Here is a 16045-nt window from a genome sequence, read left to right on the forward strand (position 1 = left end):
ATTGTTTTTTTCATACAAGTTTAAAATTTTATTTATACTTAGAAAAAATCAGAAAGGAGATTTATTATAAAATGAATGCAACGATCTTCCACGAAAAATTAAGAAGCTCTAACATAAAAACAAGTGACGTTTTACAAAAAATCTTCACCGATGATAGATTTAAAACCGAGGAGAATAGAAATAAATTTCCCGATGCTTTTGATGCTAACGGTAAAGTAAAGTTGACTTTTAATTCTAACCAAAGTTTTTATCATACATACTGTCCTTTCCATACAGATCAAACTAACGGAGATTCGTTTGCTGTTTATAACAACGACCAATCAGTTTATTGTTATAGCGGCTGCACAAAAAAACCATTGAATATAATTGAAATGGTAATGTGTTTTATTTTTGATCTAACTCCCGAAATGGCAAAAGATCCTGAGTTTTCCGGTAAATATTTTTGGAAATCAGTGAAATTTTTAGTCGAAAACTTTGGCGACGAATTAGGAATTAAATTAGGTGAACTTAAATCAGAAGGTGGCTTTAAAAGAGACACAACACAGGAAATTCTACAAGCAACTGTTGAGTATTATCATTATTTAGGTACAAAAACAAACTATGCTAAAAAATTAGATGATTATTATTTAAATACACGTCATTTTAGATACGCAGAAGTTCCTTTTGAAACCCTAAAAATTAATAATAAACTTGGTATTACTCCTAGATCAGACGAAGGAAATAAACTCTATTTGCGGTTAAAGAACAAAGGTTTTAAAGATGAGGATATTTTAAAAGCGAATGTATGTATTAAATTGAAAGATGGAAAAATAGTTGATTCTTTCCGAAATCACGCTATTGTTCCCTATTTCTTCAACAAAAAGGTTTTTGGCTTTTACGGAAAAAATTTTAATAAAGATGCAAAGGTACCTCATAAACGATTAAAAGGTGTGTATGAGACACCGAGCGGATTAGATGATATACAGTCATATGAAGAATTTTTCTTAGTAGAAGGCGAAAACACGAGAACAGCAGTAAAGTCTATGGGATTTGAAAATGTGATGGAAATGAGAGGTGCAAATGGATTTAAGGATATTCACGTTGAAAAAATAAAAAAATTAAGAGACTTATCTCCAGATAAAATCAAAAAATGCTACTTAGTATTGGATCCAGATAGTGCGGGAAGAAGCAAGGTTATGAAAACAGCAAAACAATTGTTAGAAATAGCTGGTGTTGAGCCCCTTGTTGTAGAAATGCCTATTCTAGAAAAGAATGGAGAACCTTGGTATCTTGATGTAAATGATCTTTATGAAGCTTATGAAGAGAAAGCAAAAGAAATATTTTTATCTTTAATAGAGAAAGCGAAATCTATTGAAGCCTTCTCCTTAATCTATTCTCTAGAAAATGAAACTATTACAACACTTTCAGAAGCAAGAGTTGCTCTCAAAAGACATTCTATTCACTTAAACTCTGTTCCTAAGTTAGAAAGAGTATTCATTTTAGAAGAAGTAATTAATTTATTGGCCCCTTCTTTCGAAAATATCGGTTTAAATAAAGATTTATTACGTAGTTATTTGAAAGAATTATGGCTTGACCAGGAAGTTAAAAAACCTGTCGAAGGTATTGATGAAGGTAAGAAACTTAAACATACTTATTGGGTCATTACCAATGATGAGACTACTTTTAAAAAATATAAAGAAAAAATTCCTCAATTGCTTTTAGTTAGAGATATCAATCATTTGGAAGATTATATCCAAGGTAAACATTTATTTATTTTAAAAGACTTCGCGGAAAGCGACGTGAAACACTTAAAAGAATTTACTAAAATCTTTTTTGCGGAGTTGTCAGAAGATGAATCTGGAAAAGTTCATCTAGAATATGAAATATGAAATATAAAAAACAAAATCCTGTTCTATTCTAGAACAGGATTTTTTTATTTTTTTCTTGATTTTCATTTTTTTATATTACCATATAAAAAATTTCAATATAGACAGACAGGAGGTGTTAATTGATGCAATCAATTAAACATTGTGTTAAAAGAGATGGTCGTTTAGTTAGATTTGATAAAAATCGAATAAAAAATGCAATATCTGAAGCGTTTGTTGAATCTAACGAGGGTAATCCTTACATTGCAAAACAGGTAACTGAATCAGTAATTGAAAGAATTACCCGCTCTTATATAGAATTAGTTCCGAACGTAGAGCAAATCCAAGATTTTGTTGAAGATACACTAATGAAACTTAATTTTCGTCAAACCGCTAAAAGATATATTATCTATCGAGAATTAAAAAATCGAGAAAGAGAGTAAATTAATATGCTCATTTCACTTTTAAAAAAACAAAGAAAACCATATGTCAGGCTTCTTTGTTTTTTTAATATTTATTTATAATTTCTAATACGCTGCGCGTATTTTCTTCCACTGTTCCTGATGCGTCAACAATATGAACTGGATAAGGGCAATATTTTTTGTAATAAGTTAAGTACCCTTCTCTTGTTTTTTTGTGAAATTCAAATCCCTCTTCATCTAAACGATCTTGTTTATCCGTTCTCTTTCTCAATCTTTCCATAGCAATTTCAGTTGGTATATCTAAATATATCTCAAAATCAGGCATCTTTGTTAAGGTTGGTTTGTTTAAACTCCACACATCTTCAAACTTTAATCCTCTTGCCCCTGCTTGATAAGCCATTGAACAAGCTACACTTCTTGACCCTATTACATTCAATCCCTTTTCAATACCTTTGATAACAATTTTATGATTAGTTTCGTTTCGAGACGCAGCGTACAAATATGCCTCTATCTCCCCCACCATCATCATATTATTTGAATCAGTGATATCCATATCCGGCATACTCTTATAAAAATCAAATGCTTTATTTACATATTCTCTGGTTAACTTAAGTATATCCATTTTTAAAACCTTATCGAAATTTTGTAATCTTACTTTTTCATCTATCCCCAAAATAATTTCTCTAATAACCTCAGCTTCTGATGTTCCGCCCGGTTCTCTAAAAGTTGTATAATTATTGATAAATTTTAGAATGTTATTTATGACAGTATCTTTACCAACACCATCTGAACCGGTGATGTTAAAGTATTTATTTTTAAGACTTATGTTATTATTCATAGTTGTTCCCACCTATTGTTTTCCTTCATTATCTCATTTAAAACAAATGCATCGGAAAACATTTTTAAAACATTGCTACCCTCGACACTAGCAAAAACTTTTTGCAGCATCAAGGGTAGCAATGTTGAGGTATAATCTCAAAGAGACCTGGGATTCTTTGAGGTTGTATTATAATTATATTCAAGGAATATAGTAAAAAAAAGAGTTCAGATATCTTATGTCAATTATTTTTCTTTCAACTTCAAATTTTTTTACATATTTTAGTGTTTTGGATGGTGCAACATCTTTTTTGCGTTTATAATAACGTTGGAGGTGTATTATGAGTCAAAAGGTCAAATTAATTAAGGGCGGCAAAGAAAAGGACGATAGTATAATCGAAATTCCAAACGATGGGGCTTGCCTAATCCTACCTACCGGCGAACGTTATCATTTAGATTCTTTTATTATATCAGGCGAAACTTCAGAAGGAGACAGAATTGCATTTACCTGGAATTCTTCTCTTGAAGAAGCAATAGTCTATCAAAAAGCGTTAAGTGTACAAATAGATGATAAAGTTCGTGAAGCATTTAGAACCAAAAATTAAAGCTCGCATTTGCGAGCTTTTTTCTTTTTGTTCTTTAAAAATTGGTTTCTGTTTAATTTATAGAATATAATCAATACATTTAAGAAAAGATTTAGTCATTCTTATACTTGAACAAAGCTTGCATTTGTTCTTCTGGCACAGGAGTCGGATCTTTAGGTGGTAAAGGTCTTCTAAATCCCTCAATTTGTATAATGCCGTATACTTCTTGGGTCAAAATCATCTTTACATAAATATTTTCTTTGATAAGAACTTTTATTTTGTCTTTTCCCTTTTTATCAATTACTTTCTCGGTCGGAACAAAAGCGTCAAATATGTATTGAGACCATTTTGGATGTTTGGTTAATTTTTTTAATTCATTAACCACTTTCATTTCGTGACCGGATGTTACTTTGCAAGCAAACCAGCCTGATTTGTATTTTAAATCATCGTTTAAATTTGTCATATAGACTCCCCTTTTCCCCTTTAGAACAAAGGTTTCTTACATTTTCTTAAAAATTTAAATTGGAAGTCCTTTTTTGTTTTCTATATAAAAAATCGAGGTGAAACAATAGTGAATGAAGATAAGCAACAATATGGAGCTGACCAAATTAGAGTATTAGAAGGTCTCGAAGCCGTTAGATTAAGACCAGGTATGTATATTGGTTCAACATCTGTTAAAGGCCTACATCATCTCGTGTGGGAAATTGTAGACAATAGTATTGATGAACATATGGGTGGATTCGGAGACGAAATTAGCGTTACGATCCACCAAGATAATTCGATTACCGTTTCTGACAAAGGTCGCGGGATTCCAGTAGCTATACATAGCGAAAAAGGTATCCCGACACTAGAAGTAGTACTAACCGTTTTACACGCAGGAGGAAAATTCGGTGGAGAAGGCAGTGCCTATAAATCTTCCGGGGGTTTGCACGGCGTTGGTTCTTCTGTTACAAACGCTCTTTCTTCTAGAATGATTGCTACCGTAAGAAGAGATGGAAAAATCCATCAAATTGAATTTGTTAGAGGCGAAACGGTCAAACAATTAGAGATCATTGGCGAAACAGATGAAAATGACACTGGGACAACAATTTGGTTCAAACCTGATAGTGAAATTTTCAAAGAATCAACAGAGTTTGATTACCAAACCATACACAACCGTTTAAGAGAATGTGCATTTTTAAATGCTGGCCTAAAAATCGTTTTAACTGATGAAAGAGTATTAGACGACGATGGCAATTATCAAACAGCAACTTTCCACTTTGAAAATGGAATTTTAGATTATGTTACGCATTTAAATAAAAAAAGAACTCCCCTTCATCAAGATGTTATTCACTTAACAGATCTACAAGACGATATCCGTGTTGAAGTTGGTTTTCAGTATACATCTGACTACAAGGAACAGATCACAAGTTTTACAAACAATATTAAAACTTATGAAGGTGGATCTCACGAAACCGGCTTTAAAACAGCTATTACTAATACAATTAAACAAATTGTTGAACAAAAGAATTTGATTAAAAGCAAGCAAAAGGATGAACAACTCGAGGGTTCTGATACGCGTATTGGTCTTGTTGGCGTCATATCAGTTAAGGTTCCTAATCCAGAATTCGAAGGACAAACAAAAACAAAATTAGGCAATCCAGAAGTACGACCAATCGTACAAAAAATTGTGCAGGAACAATTCACAAAATTCTTAGCTGAAAACCCAAAAGAATTGAATCTTATAATAGACAAAGTAATGCAGTCTTATAACGAGAGAATGAGTTTAAAAAGAGCACGACAAGCAATAAGACAACAAAACAAACGGGAAGATAGTTCTTTTACTCTTCCAGAAAAATTAACAGATTGTAGACAGAGCACTCCTCCAGAATTAAGAGAACTGTACATTGTCGAAGGAGACTCTGCGGGAGGTACGGCAAAAAAAGCAGCTAATTCTTTATTCCAGGCTATCCTCCCTCTTAGAGGTAAAATCCTTAATGTCGAAAAATCTTCAATGAATAAAATACTTGAAAACAAAGAAATCGAAAATATTGTCTCAGCTATAGGTGCTGGTATGGGAGAAAACTTCAATATCGAGGATGCCCGTTACCATAAAATCGTCATAATGACCGATGCCGATGTTGATGGGTCACATATTCAAATACTTTTACTCACTTTCTTCTATCGATTTATGAAACCATTAATCGATAATGGCTACGTTTATTTGGCACAACCACCTTTGTACGGCTTGAAGCGAGGTAACAAGATATTAGAGTTTGCTAGAAACGACGAGGAGCTAAACGCAGCCAAAAAAGAATACCCCGGAGCCTTTGTACAGCGATATAAAGGACTCGGAGAAATGAATGCAACCGAACTCGAAGAAACAACTATGGATCCCAAAGGAAGAATCTTATTACGTGTAAAAATCGAAGATGCAGAATTAGTGAACGATTATTTTGAAGCTTTAATGGGAGACGATCCAGCTCCTAGAAAACGATTTATAGAAGAAAACAGCCATAAGGCAGACATTGATATTTAAGGGGGGTAATGTCTTGAAAGTAGAAGAAAACATTATTGAAGTACCATTAGAAGATGAATTACGTCCTTCGTTTTTAGATTACGCAATGAGCGTTATCACTTCACGTGCCCTCCCGGATGTTAGAGATGGGCTAAAGCCAGTTCATAGAAGAATTCTATATTCAATGTGGAAAGAAAAGATGTTTTATAGTAAAGGGACGAAGAAAAGTGCTCGTATTGTTGGTGATGTAATCGGTAAATATCACCCTCACGGCGACTCTTCAGTTTATGATGCTTTAGTTCGGTTAGCTCAAGAGTGGAATATGCTAGTCCCCCTTGCAAAAGGACAAGGAAATTTCGGTTCTATGGATGGAGATCCCCCTGCTGCAATGCGTTACACCGAAGCTAAAATGACAAAAATCGCTGAGGAACTATTGGAAGGTCTTAACAAAGATGCAGTTGACTTTAGAGATAATTATGATTCAACCGAAACAGAACCAGTTGTTCTCCCTTCTAAATTTCCAAACCTTCTTGCAAATGGTACATCAGGAATTGCAGTTGGAATGGCAAGTAATATGATGCCTCATAATTTGAACGAAGTTATTGATGCTGTTATATCGCAATATAAAAATCCTGATATTCAAATCGAAGAATTGATTAAAATAATTAAAGGTCCAGATTTCCCTACTGGGGGTTCTATTCTTGGTGTAGAAGGCATTGAAAAAGCTTTTAAAACTGGTAGAGGGACTATTACAGTTCGAGGAAAAGCACATTTCGAAGAAGTTGATGGTAACGTAGCAATTATTATCACCCAAGTTCCATACCAAGTAGGAAGACATACTTTAAGAGAAGAAATCAAAAATATACAAAAGTTATTTGACGAATATAAGTTCAAAACCAGAAAACAAAACAAAAAACGAATCTATATTCAAAAACCTAAAAGAGCATTGGATTTTTCAAAAAAAGACGGAGTTTATAACGACGATGATAAAAACTCAACAGAGTACAATTTCCGAACAGTTGTTGAGTTAAAAAAAGGTGTAGATCCAAGAGTCGTTTTAAATCATTTATATAAATACACATCATTGGAAACAAAGATATCTATAAATAATACTGCACTCATCCCTACTCCTGAAGGTAAAACAAAACCACGATGCTTAAGTTTAAAACAAATGATTGATGAGTATATCAAACATCAACAAATAGTTTTCACTAGAGAAGCAACTTTTGATTTAAAGAAAAACGAAAAAACTTATAAAGAATTACAAGGATTATCAAAAGCATTAAGTGACTTAGATAGAGTATTAAAAATCATTAGGCAAGCTGACACCGATCAGGATGCGATAAATGGTCTTATGAACCTACTACGCATTGACGATGAACAAGCGAAATATATTTTAGACAGAAAAATTAGAACGATTTCCAACTTCGAACAAAAAGAAATTTCCGAAAAGCTAGAAGCTTTGACAAACGAAGTTAAAAGGTTGAAAGAAATTTTAGAAAGCGAAGCTAAACTCAAAGAAGCTATCATAGAAAATTTAGAAAAAATAAAAGAAGAGTATGGCCAAGAACGAAAAACATCTATCTCTGGACCAATTAACGATATGTCCGTAGAAGATCTAATTCAGAATGAGCGTATTGTTTCCACACTTAGCAACAATGGTTATATCAAGGCTACTATTGAATCTCATTATAAAACACAAAGAAGAAACGGCCGCGGAGTCAATTCTATGGGTTTGGATACTGATGACTTTGTAAAACATCTTGAAATATTATATAAACACGATAATTTATTGATTTTCACTAATTTCGGCAAAGTTTATAGTTTGAAAGGTTACGATATCCCAGAAACCCAATCAAATGCTAGAGGCATACATATCTTTAACTTGCTCCCCGGATTAGAAGATGAAGAACAAATTCAATCTGTTGTATCTGTTAAAGATTTTAGTAATGACTACTCTTTATTCTTTGCTACAGCTAAAGGAAAAGTAAAAAAGACTTCTTTATCGGATTATAAAAATATTCGTAGATCAGGAATAGTTGCAATTAAATTCGACGAAGAAAATGATACTTTAGTTAACGTATCACTAACAAATGGTTCTAACGACATTGTTTTAGTAACAAAGTTTGGCCAAGCAATTAAATTTTCTGAATCAGAGGTTCGACAAACAAGCCGAGATACACAAGGTGTAAAAGGTATCTCTTTACGAAAAGGAGATTGTGTTATTGCAGCCGGTATAGATGAATCATTCGGAGAGATATTTATTATCACAGAATTTGGCTACGGTAAACGATCCGAATTATCACTCTTTAAATTACAATCCCGTGGCGGAGTTGGTGTCAGAGCAATAAAAACCAACGATAAAACCGGTAATGTAGTTGGTTCATTAATAATTGAACCTACAGATTCAGTATATGTATTGTCTTCCCAAGGTTCACTTATTAAGTTGAAGGCAAAAAATCTTTCCCAATATAGTAGAAACGCTCAGGGAACAAAGGTGATAAACCTGAGAGAAAAAGATTCAGTTCAATCAATTGCAATGCTCTCAGATGAAGACCAAGACAATGAAATTCAAACAGAAAATTTTGAGGAGTGATTTGGTGAAATTTTTTAAAAACAACTCACCACTATGGACGGCAATTATTGTTGCCGCCCTCCTCTTTTTGATTGTACAGAACTTGTATGTAGAACATCATTACAGCAAAGAACATTCACCCGAAAATTTTCCGGAAAATAAAACAATTTTCTTTACCGTTAAGGAACATCAGTTCACATTTAGAAAAAGAGGATTCGATACTTTATTAGATAGCCTTAAACTTTGGAAATATGACAACAAAACGGACACAGTTTATTTAAGAGAAAAGTCTTTGATGCCAAGTAAATATACCCCATTATTGGTTATATACGATAAGGGTTATGATTCTTTTGAAAAACAGGAAAACATTGTTCCTATTAGTTCATTTCCTTTTTCTTTAAAAAACTCAGGCTCTTCCCTACAAATCAATCAGGTTGATAAAGATGGAACTGTTTATTTTCAGTATTTAGATAAAGACTTATCTTTAAAAGTGGGGAAAACATATAATCTTCCATATTTTGAGGGAGTACAATTAAAATGGGTTACGATTAAAAATCACGGATTATTTGATACGAAACAGTTCAAAACATTTAAAAAGAATATAGATGATCAATCGTAAAAAAGTCTGGGGATAAAACTCCAGACTTTCTGCTTATTTAATACCTACCTACCATAACTCAATTTAAACAAATTTATTCGGAAAAGGAGTGGATAAATTGTCTTTCTATATTGATCAAAATTCTCTTAGAAGATCAGCTCAATTTTTAGAAAATGTTCGCGGACAGTTGAAAACTGATTCTGAAACAAATGATATTTATCAGTTTAAAACGTTTAAAGCGAAAAATCATACAAATATTTTAGCATCTATAGATGGCAGCCATCACAGTGTTAAAGGAAAAAGTTTTGTTTTTTCTGCGATCAACAGTGGTTTTCAACTTTATCAATCAGAAAAATTAATCCTTACGGAAAAAAGCAGAACCAAAATTGAAATACTGACTAAAGACAATTATAAAAAGCGTCACGCAGAGTATTACATCAATGTAACTGGTCAAAGGCCACAAAGAAATTTAGATTTTGAGAAATCAACAGAAAGAATTCGCACCCTTTTAGAGTGGGACAAAGTTAAGTATCTTATTTCAATTTTGAATAAAGGTGACATTATATTATTTGATGGTTCGATGATTTCTGGCGTCATTTCCACTAACAAACTTTTCTTTGAAAACTTATGCGAACAAGCAAAACAAAAAGGGATTATCCTAGCAGGTTTGTCAAAAGATACTTCTCTTTTAAAAGATAATGTTCCAGTTCCGATGATTTTATCTGCGCAATCTCTCAAACAAAAAATTGATTCAAACTGGTATTTTTATTATGAAGAAGAAGATACATACTTCGTAAAGTTCAGGAAACACATAGATTTGATATTTAGATTGGATCTTGTTTTACCGAAAGGTATTTCAGAAGAGGAAGTGATCAAATTTATCGGATCATATTGTTTTAACAAAGGAAATCAAGGATACCCCTACCCCCTTCAATGGATACACGATGAAGTAAGGATTAGCCAGCAACAATTTTTACACTGTTTAGAAGAGTTCAAAATCGAATGTAGAAAACGAGGAATTCCTAAAAGTTTTGTAGATGAGTTGTTTACGATTTACCACGATCAATTAGATGTTATGTCTTTTGGCCGTTAATCTAGCAATTTTGAATCAGGAGTGTGAATAGTATGGATAAACAATTTATAGGTGGACATATTTATGATGGCAATATCGCTAGTTTAAAATTCGTTTTTGATGCTTTAACTATCACTGAAGAAGGTTGGGCCAAAACCCCAATAGAAAATGGAGAAATTCTAATTTCCGAAGAATCGTTTTCACAAGAAAAATATTTCTTACGAGTTAATGATATTAAATATGGAGGTAACTCATCTTGGGCCTTAGAAATGGGACGCGAGCACAACCTTTACGAAAAAAAGAAAGATTTTAGCGATGAGCACGAAAACCCTGAAGAACTTTTTCAACCACAAAGAGAAGAACAGCGCTTCAATATAGCGGAGTGTGAGATTTTGGGGATTTCCAAAACCAACGGATTTTTCACTGTACGTACCATTCCCTCTGTTTTTTCTAGGGTTAGAAAATTAATTCCGGAAGATTTTAATGGCCCACTTAAAGAAACAATGGGAGATCTTAAAATTGGCCATTTACGATCAGGCAGCCAAGTGCTTGATTTAGAAGCCGGAATCTTTAAAAAGTCTTTGAGCACTCATACCTTTATCACTGCAAGAACCGGCGGAGGAAAATCCAATACAATGAAAGTTCTAAACGGTGTAATGCTAGAAAGCAAAGGGGAAGTTTCCCCCTTAATATTTGAACCCCACGGAGAATATATCACAGATTTAAAGAGACACCCTCTGCAAAAAGAAAGATTGGTTATTTATAATCAAGATAATCAAGTCAGCAGAAGCGGTGACAAAAAGTTAAGAATATCATATAAGAGAGTGACTGTAGACTCCCTAATGAATTTACGTAGACAAATGAATTGGACTGAACCCCAAGAAAGATATCTTTCACTAGCTCAATCCGTCTTTAAAGAAAAATGGTTTCAAACGTTAGTTGAAACACCATATGACGAAGAAGATTATTATGCAATGTATGGCCGTCCATATTCTGATGAAGAATTCGACCTACAAGACTTTGTGTCATCTCAACTTTCAAAATCACCTTCATCCCCTACTCTTCTAAGGGATATGCTTAGAACAGGCGTTCATATAGAAGCTGTAAAAGCAGCAATTTCGAAATTAAAAAGAATCGCCCGAGCTCCTTTTTTAGTCAAAGAAGAAAATCAAGATGAATTAACTAACATTATTAATCATCTAATGAGCGGGAAAGGTGTTTTAATTGATATGGATGGATTGAACGAACTTCAAGAATTATATCTCTCTTCCCTTTTAACTAGCGAAGTATTGGATAGACAAAAGAAACTGTATAAAAAGGACCGAGAAGGTATGGAAAACGGAAAGTATCCTGTAATAGCAATTGTATTAGAAGAATGTCAGAGAGTATTGGGAAAGAATGATCATTCAGACGCAAATATTTTCAGAACGGTTGTTAACGAGGGCAGAAAATATTTAGTTGGGTTAATAGGTATAACTCAACAAGCAAAATTGATGGATCCGGTTGTTCTATCTCAAATGAACACACATATTATTTTAGGAATTTCTGACGAAACAGATTTTGATTTATTAAAAGGGAGAGTTCAAAAGTCGATTAAAAACTTAGAGATGGATATTAATCAGTTAATGCCAGGAGAGGCTATAATTTCTTCACCTAATTCCCCTTTTGCATTGCCAATTAAAATCTTCGAATATAATAATTACATAGAAAAATTAAAAAAGAATCTTCCTTCATCACTCAAAAACAAAAATGATTTTTCTCTTTTTCATTAATCACATAAACAGACCTATAGTTAGGTCTGTTTTTTCAATGATGATTATATTTTGATATATAATAATTAATTATATAAATATATATACAAATGAGAGGATAAATAATGTCTAATAAAAAAATTAAATTTATGCACATAGCAGACACCCACTTAGGTTACAACGGAAATGCAAGTTTGCACAATGAATTTTCTGAGTTAAAGGTTAATAAATGGACAGAAACAGGAGAAAATATTAGAACTTCAGATGTAAACAACTCTTTTGCTCAAGCAATTGATATAGCTTTAGAAGAAAAAGTAGATTTCACTATTCACGCCGGCGATGGTATTAATCAGGTTGGTTACAAAAATCCCGCATATTATAACTTCTATATGGATCAAGTAGAAAGATTTTCAACTACAGGGCGACAATGGATTGAAATTGCCGGAAACCATAACTTTTCTAAAAAAGCTGGAATAGGAAATGAACTTTTTAAATTAGGGAAAATGGAGAACGTTGTAACAAGCTATAAAGGCATTTATGAAATATATGAGATCCCTAATTCGGATATTATTTGCCACCTTCTCCCCTCTTCTTATAACAACGTTTCTTTCAAAAAAGAGTTGGAAAAAGTAAAAAGGATTGAAGGTAAATTTAATATATTGGTTGCTCATTGTGGCGTATCAACTATTCCTCACTACGCAAACAACGATAGCTCAATAGTAGTTCACATAGATGATTTAATCAATTTAAAAATGGATTATATAGCTCTTGGTGATTATCACTTTTTCACCGATTTAGGCAATAATATCATATACCCAGGGCCGATTGATCACCTCGCATTCGGCCAAGAAAAAAACCCAAGAGTACTTATTGTAGAAGTTGACTTAGTCACATTCGAAGTTGAAATCAATCATCGATTCTTGCGAGTTCGTCCAATGATCGATATGAAACCAATTGATGCAGAAGGTATGTTGTTAGAAGACATACAATCTCAAATCCTTGAAAGATTTGAATCAGCAGAGATTGATGATTCAATTGTAAGAATTGTTATAAAAAATTTGTCCAAAAATCTCAAACACAGACATTTATTTTTAACTGATAAAATCAAAGAATATATTGACCGTTGTTTGTATTTTAAATTTGAATTCAAAAACAAAATTGATCTTTCAAATACAATCAACTTTAAAAGCAATGACGAGGAAGAATTTGAAGGGTTGCAAGAAGGACTTAAAAGTTTTATAGACGAACTCCCAGAAGATCCTAACTTTTTAAGAAATGACTTATATGCTATTACATCTAAGTATTTGACGGAGGTTTTAGAAAATGAAGATTAAAAGAATTAGAGGAGAATATGTACGGCAATACGAAAGCATAGATATTGAATTTGAAGAAGGATTCTTTAATATTAACGGTAGCAACGGTTCAGGTAAAACAACGATATTAACGCTAATAGAACTTGCACTGTTTGGTAGTATTTCGGGTGAAGTTAAATCGTCAGAAATTAAATATGATCAAGCAAAAAAAAATCAAAAATGGTGGTTAGAGCTTACCTTTGTTATTGATGATAATGAATTTACTGTTTTCAGACACGAAACAAGCGCAAAAGCAAAATTAGATATTAACGGAAAGTCTCTTATTACAGGTGGTCAAAAAGAAGTTACCAATCACATTGCTCACAAGTTGCTACGTATGGACCAATCTTCATTCGTTAATGCATTTTATGCCCAACAAGACGACTTCGATAACTTAATTAAACTTAGTCCCGAAAAACGAAAAAAAGAAATATCCAGGTTGTTAAGACTGGACAAATTAGATTTGGCTCTGAAGAAAGTTAGAGAAGATAAAAACCATCTAGTAACAATTATCGATGAGCAAAGTAGACATATTAAAAATAAAGAGTTTTACATTGAACAAGAAAAAGAACTAAACGAATCTATATTATCCATAAAAGACAAAGAAAAACAAAAGCTAAGAGAAACAAAACTCATCGAGAAAACGTATAATGCTCTTCTAGAAAAAAAAACGAAGTTAGATGCGAAGTATGAAAACCATCAAGATATAAACACTAAAATAACAAGTAAGAACCAAGAAAAAAACCATTTAAATGATATGATTTTAACTCCCCTTATTGCCGAATTAGCTGAAATCGAGAAACACAAAAAAGAATTTTCATCTCTTCAATTGGAGATTGAAGAGTACGACCTCTCGGTCTCTCTCCTTCAAAAGTTGCAGCAGATCAGAGTTCTTTTTGTACAAAAGAAACAACTCGAATCACTTATTTCAGATTTGAAAACAAATCTAAGTGCAAAAAAAGAAAGAATCGACAAATTAAAAAAAACCTTGCCACAAACAGATTACAAATCTGAACTTACCAATGTTGATAAGCAAATTGAAGAAATCGAAAAAAATATAACCGCTTTAAACAATGTCATCATTGAACTAAAAAGCAACCATTCCTATATTACGAACGAAGGAAAAAGAATTAAGTCTGAACGGTCAAACTTACATACTCTTGGCGAAAATTCTACCTGCCCCATTTGCAAACGCACTATGGGCGACCATTTCTATTCCCTTTCAAGAGACTATGAAAGCAATTTAACCCATCTAGCAAAAGAACATAAAAACCTAACAAATGAAATAAAAAAGAAAGAAAAAGAAAAAAACGATAATCAAGAAAAAATAATGTCCCTGAAAAAAATAAAATTAGATCTAGAAAAGAAGTCTCAACAATTATTTCAACTTGAAAACGAACTTTCATATCTTAAGAACGATTTTTTAAAAGACAAAACTCATTATCTTAAAGTTGAAAAACAATTGAAAGAATTAGGAGAAATCAAATTTGACGAACAAGAATATAATAAACTGTTAGAAAAAACGAATATGTTACAAAAAAAGAAAGATCGATTTAATATTTTAACATCGATCATTGCTAAAGAATCGAAACTGCTTGAAAATAAGCAAAAAATTGAAAACCAAATTTCTTGTTTGAATACCGAAGTATTAGAACTCAATAAGAACTTAAAAAAGATTGCTTTTGACATAGATACATACAAATCATTTCAGGAAAAGATCAATACGAAAGTTTCAGAACTTAGACAATCAGAAAAAGAGCTCTCTTTAATTTTAGAACAATCCAAGAGTTTAAATACTAGCCTACAACACCTATTCAATGATAAAAAAGAAAATGAAATTAAAACGACCGAACTCGAAAAAAGAAAAAAAGAACTCTCTTTGTTGATTAAATCAGAAGAAATATTTAAGAATTACAAAATAAGAAGAATGTCCGCAGCGAGACCAAAGATGCAACAAATTATGCAAGAACTCCTGGCATATATAACTGATGGTAAGTACGATCTAGTGGAAATCGATGAACATTACAATGTATTTGTTTATAGAAACAAAATATCACAGCCTCTTCACCGATTTTCAGGAGGCGAAAAAAAATTAATAGCTTTATGTATGAGGTTAGCAATTTCAAGAATACTTACCTCTAAAGGTGAACATCAGAACTTTGATTATTTAGCTTTAGACGAAGTTTTGGGTTCTCAAGATGAAAGCCGCCAAGAGACAATCATTAGTGCTCTAAGAAAACTTACAACTATTTTCAAACAAATATTTATGATTACTCACAATTCAAACATAAAAGATTTATTTGATAAAACTTTACAAGTTGAGCAAAATCAAGATTTATCTTCTAAGGCATTTTGGATTTCATCAGATGATCAGCACTTTTAATTACTTAAAAGAGTTAGAAATAATTTCTAACTCTTTTATTTGTAATTTGGTTATTATATAATTCTTAAGAAAATATATTTTCTTTTAAAATTAATACAAGGAAACATAAAAAAACTTAATAAATTGCTTAATAGCAAGTTTACATACGAGA

At 32.3% G+C, this 16045-nt stretch carries 12 protein-coding genes; 10 read left to right on the top strand and 2 right to left on the bottom strand.

Translation table 11 applies throughout. The annotated features are described in order from the left end of the window. The first annotated feature begins 71 nt into the window (after positions 1–71). Positions 72–1868 carry a hypothetical protein gene (locus AAGG74_RS18895; protein ID WP_429676764.1) on the top strand — a complete coding sequence of 599 codons (1797 nt, stop codon included), beginning with the start codon at positions 72–74 and terminating at the stop codon, positions 1866–1868. Between the two features lie 122 nt (positions 1869–1990). Further along, complete coding sequence (locus AAGG74_RS18900; RefSeq protein ID WP_429676765.1) at positions 1991–2287, top strand: ATP cone domain-containing protein; 297 nt, start codon at positions 1991–1993, stop codon at positions 2285–2287. 64 nt (positions 2288–2351) lie between these two features. On the opposite strand, the gene tmk is transcribed toward AAGG74_RS18900, so the two are convergent. Next, positions 2352–3104, bottom strand: a complete 753-nt coding sequence (gene tmk, locus AAGG74_RS18905; RefSeq protein WP_429676766.1) for a dTMP kinase — start codon at positions 3102–3104, stop codon at positions 2352–2354. Positions 3105–3423: 319 nt separating this feature from the next. Between tmk and AAGG74_RS18910 the strand changes: the two genes are divergently transcribed. Next, positions 3424–3687, top strand: coding sequence for a hypothetical protein (locus AAGG74_RS18910; protein ID WP_429676767.1), 264 nt, complete (start codon positions 3424–3426; stop codon positions 3685–3687). 91 nt (positions 3688–3778) lie between these two features. On the opposite strand, the gene AAGG74_RS18915 is transcribed toward AAGG74_RS18910, so the two are convergent. After that, positions 3779–4129: a transcription termination/antitermination NusG family protein gene (locus AAGG74_RS18915; RefSeq protein WP_429676768.1), complete on the bottom strand. Its 351-nt coding sequence runs from the start codon at positions 4127–4129 to the stop codon at positions 3779–3781. 108 nt (positions 4130–4237) lie between these two features. Between AAGG74_RS18915 and AAGG74_RS18920 the strand changes: the two genes are divergently transcribed. The 7 genes from AAGG74_RS18920 to AAGG74_RS18950 all read left to right on the top strand — a co-directional run bounded on the left by AAGG74_RS18920 (position 4238) and on the right by AAGG74_RS18950 (position 15894). Then, positions 4238–6184 carry a DNA gyrase/topoisomerase IV subunit B gene (locus AAGG74_RS18920; RefSeq protein ID WP_429676769.1) on the top strand — a complete coding sequence of 649 codons (1947 nt, stop codon included), beginning with the start codon at positions 4238–4240 and terminating at the stop codon, positions 6182–6184. Between the two features lie 13 nt (positions 6185–6197). Beyond that, positions 6198–8759 carry a DNA topoisomerase (ATP-hydrolyzing) gene (locus AAGG74_RS18925; RefSeq protein ID WP_429676770.1) on the top strand — a complete coding sequence of 854 codons (2562 nt, stop codon included), beginning with the start codon at positions 6198–6200 and terminating at the stop codon, positions 8757–8759. Between the two features lie 4 nt (positions 8760–8763). Beyond that, entirely contained in the window at positions 8764–9357 is a 594-nt protein-coding gene (locus tag AAGG74_RS18930) for a hypothetical protein (protein ID WP_429676771.1), read from the top strand. Between the two features lie 97 nt (positions 9358–9454). Continuing rightward, positions 9455–10429 carry a DNA double-strand break repair nuclease NurA gene (locus tag AAGG74_RS18935; RefSeq protein WP_429676772.1) on the top strand — a complete coding sequence of 325 codons (975 nt, stop codon included), beginning with the start codon at positions 9455–9457 and terminating at the stop codon, positions 10427–10429. 32 nt (positions 10430–10461) lie between these two features. Further along, positions 10462–12180: an ATP-binding protein gene (locus tag AAGG74_RS18940; RefSeq protein WP_429676773.1), complete on the top strand. Its 1719-nt coding sequence runs from the start codon at positions 10462–10464 to the stop codon at positions 12178–12180. A gap of 104 nt (positions 12181–12284) precedes the next feature. Next, on the top strand, positions 12285–13493 hold the full coding sequence (locus AAGG74_RS18945) for a metallophosphoesterase family protein (RefSeq protein ID WP_429676774.1): 1209 nt from the start codon (positions 12285–12287) through the stop codon (positions 13491–13493). Then, positions 13483–15894 carry an SbcC/MukB-like Walker B domain-containing protein gene (locus AAGG74_RS18950; RefSeq protein WP_429676775.1) on the top strand — a complete coding sequence of 804 codons (2412 nt, stop codon included), beginning with the start codon at positions 13483–13485 and terminating at the stop codon, positions 15892–15894. Before AAGG74_RS18945 ends, AAGG74_RS18950 begins: the two co-directional genes overlap by 11 nt. Positions 15895–16045 lie beyond the last annotated feature (151 nt).

The organism is Bacillus mexicanus (genome assembly GCF_050445615.1).
GTDB classification, from domain to species: domain Bacteria; phylum Bacillota; class Bacilli; order Bacillales; family Bacillaceae; genus Bacillus; species Bacillus mexicanus.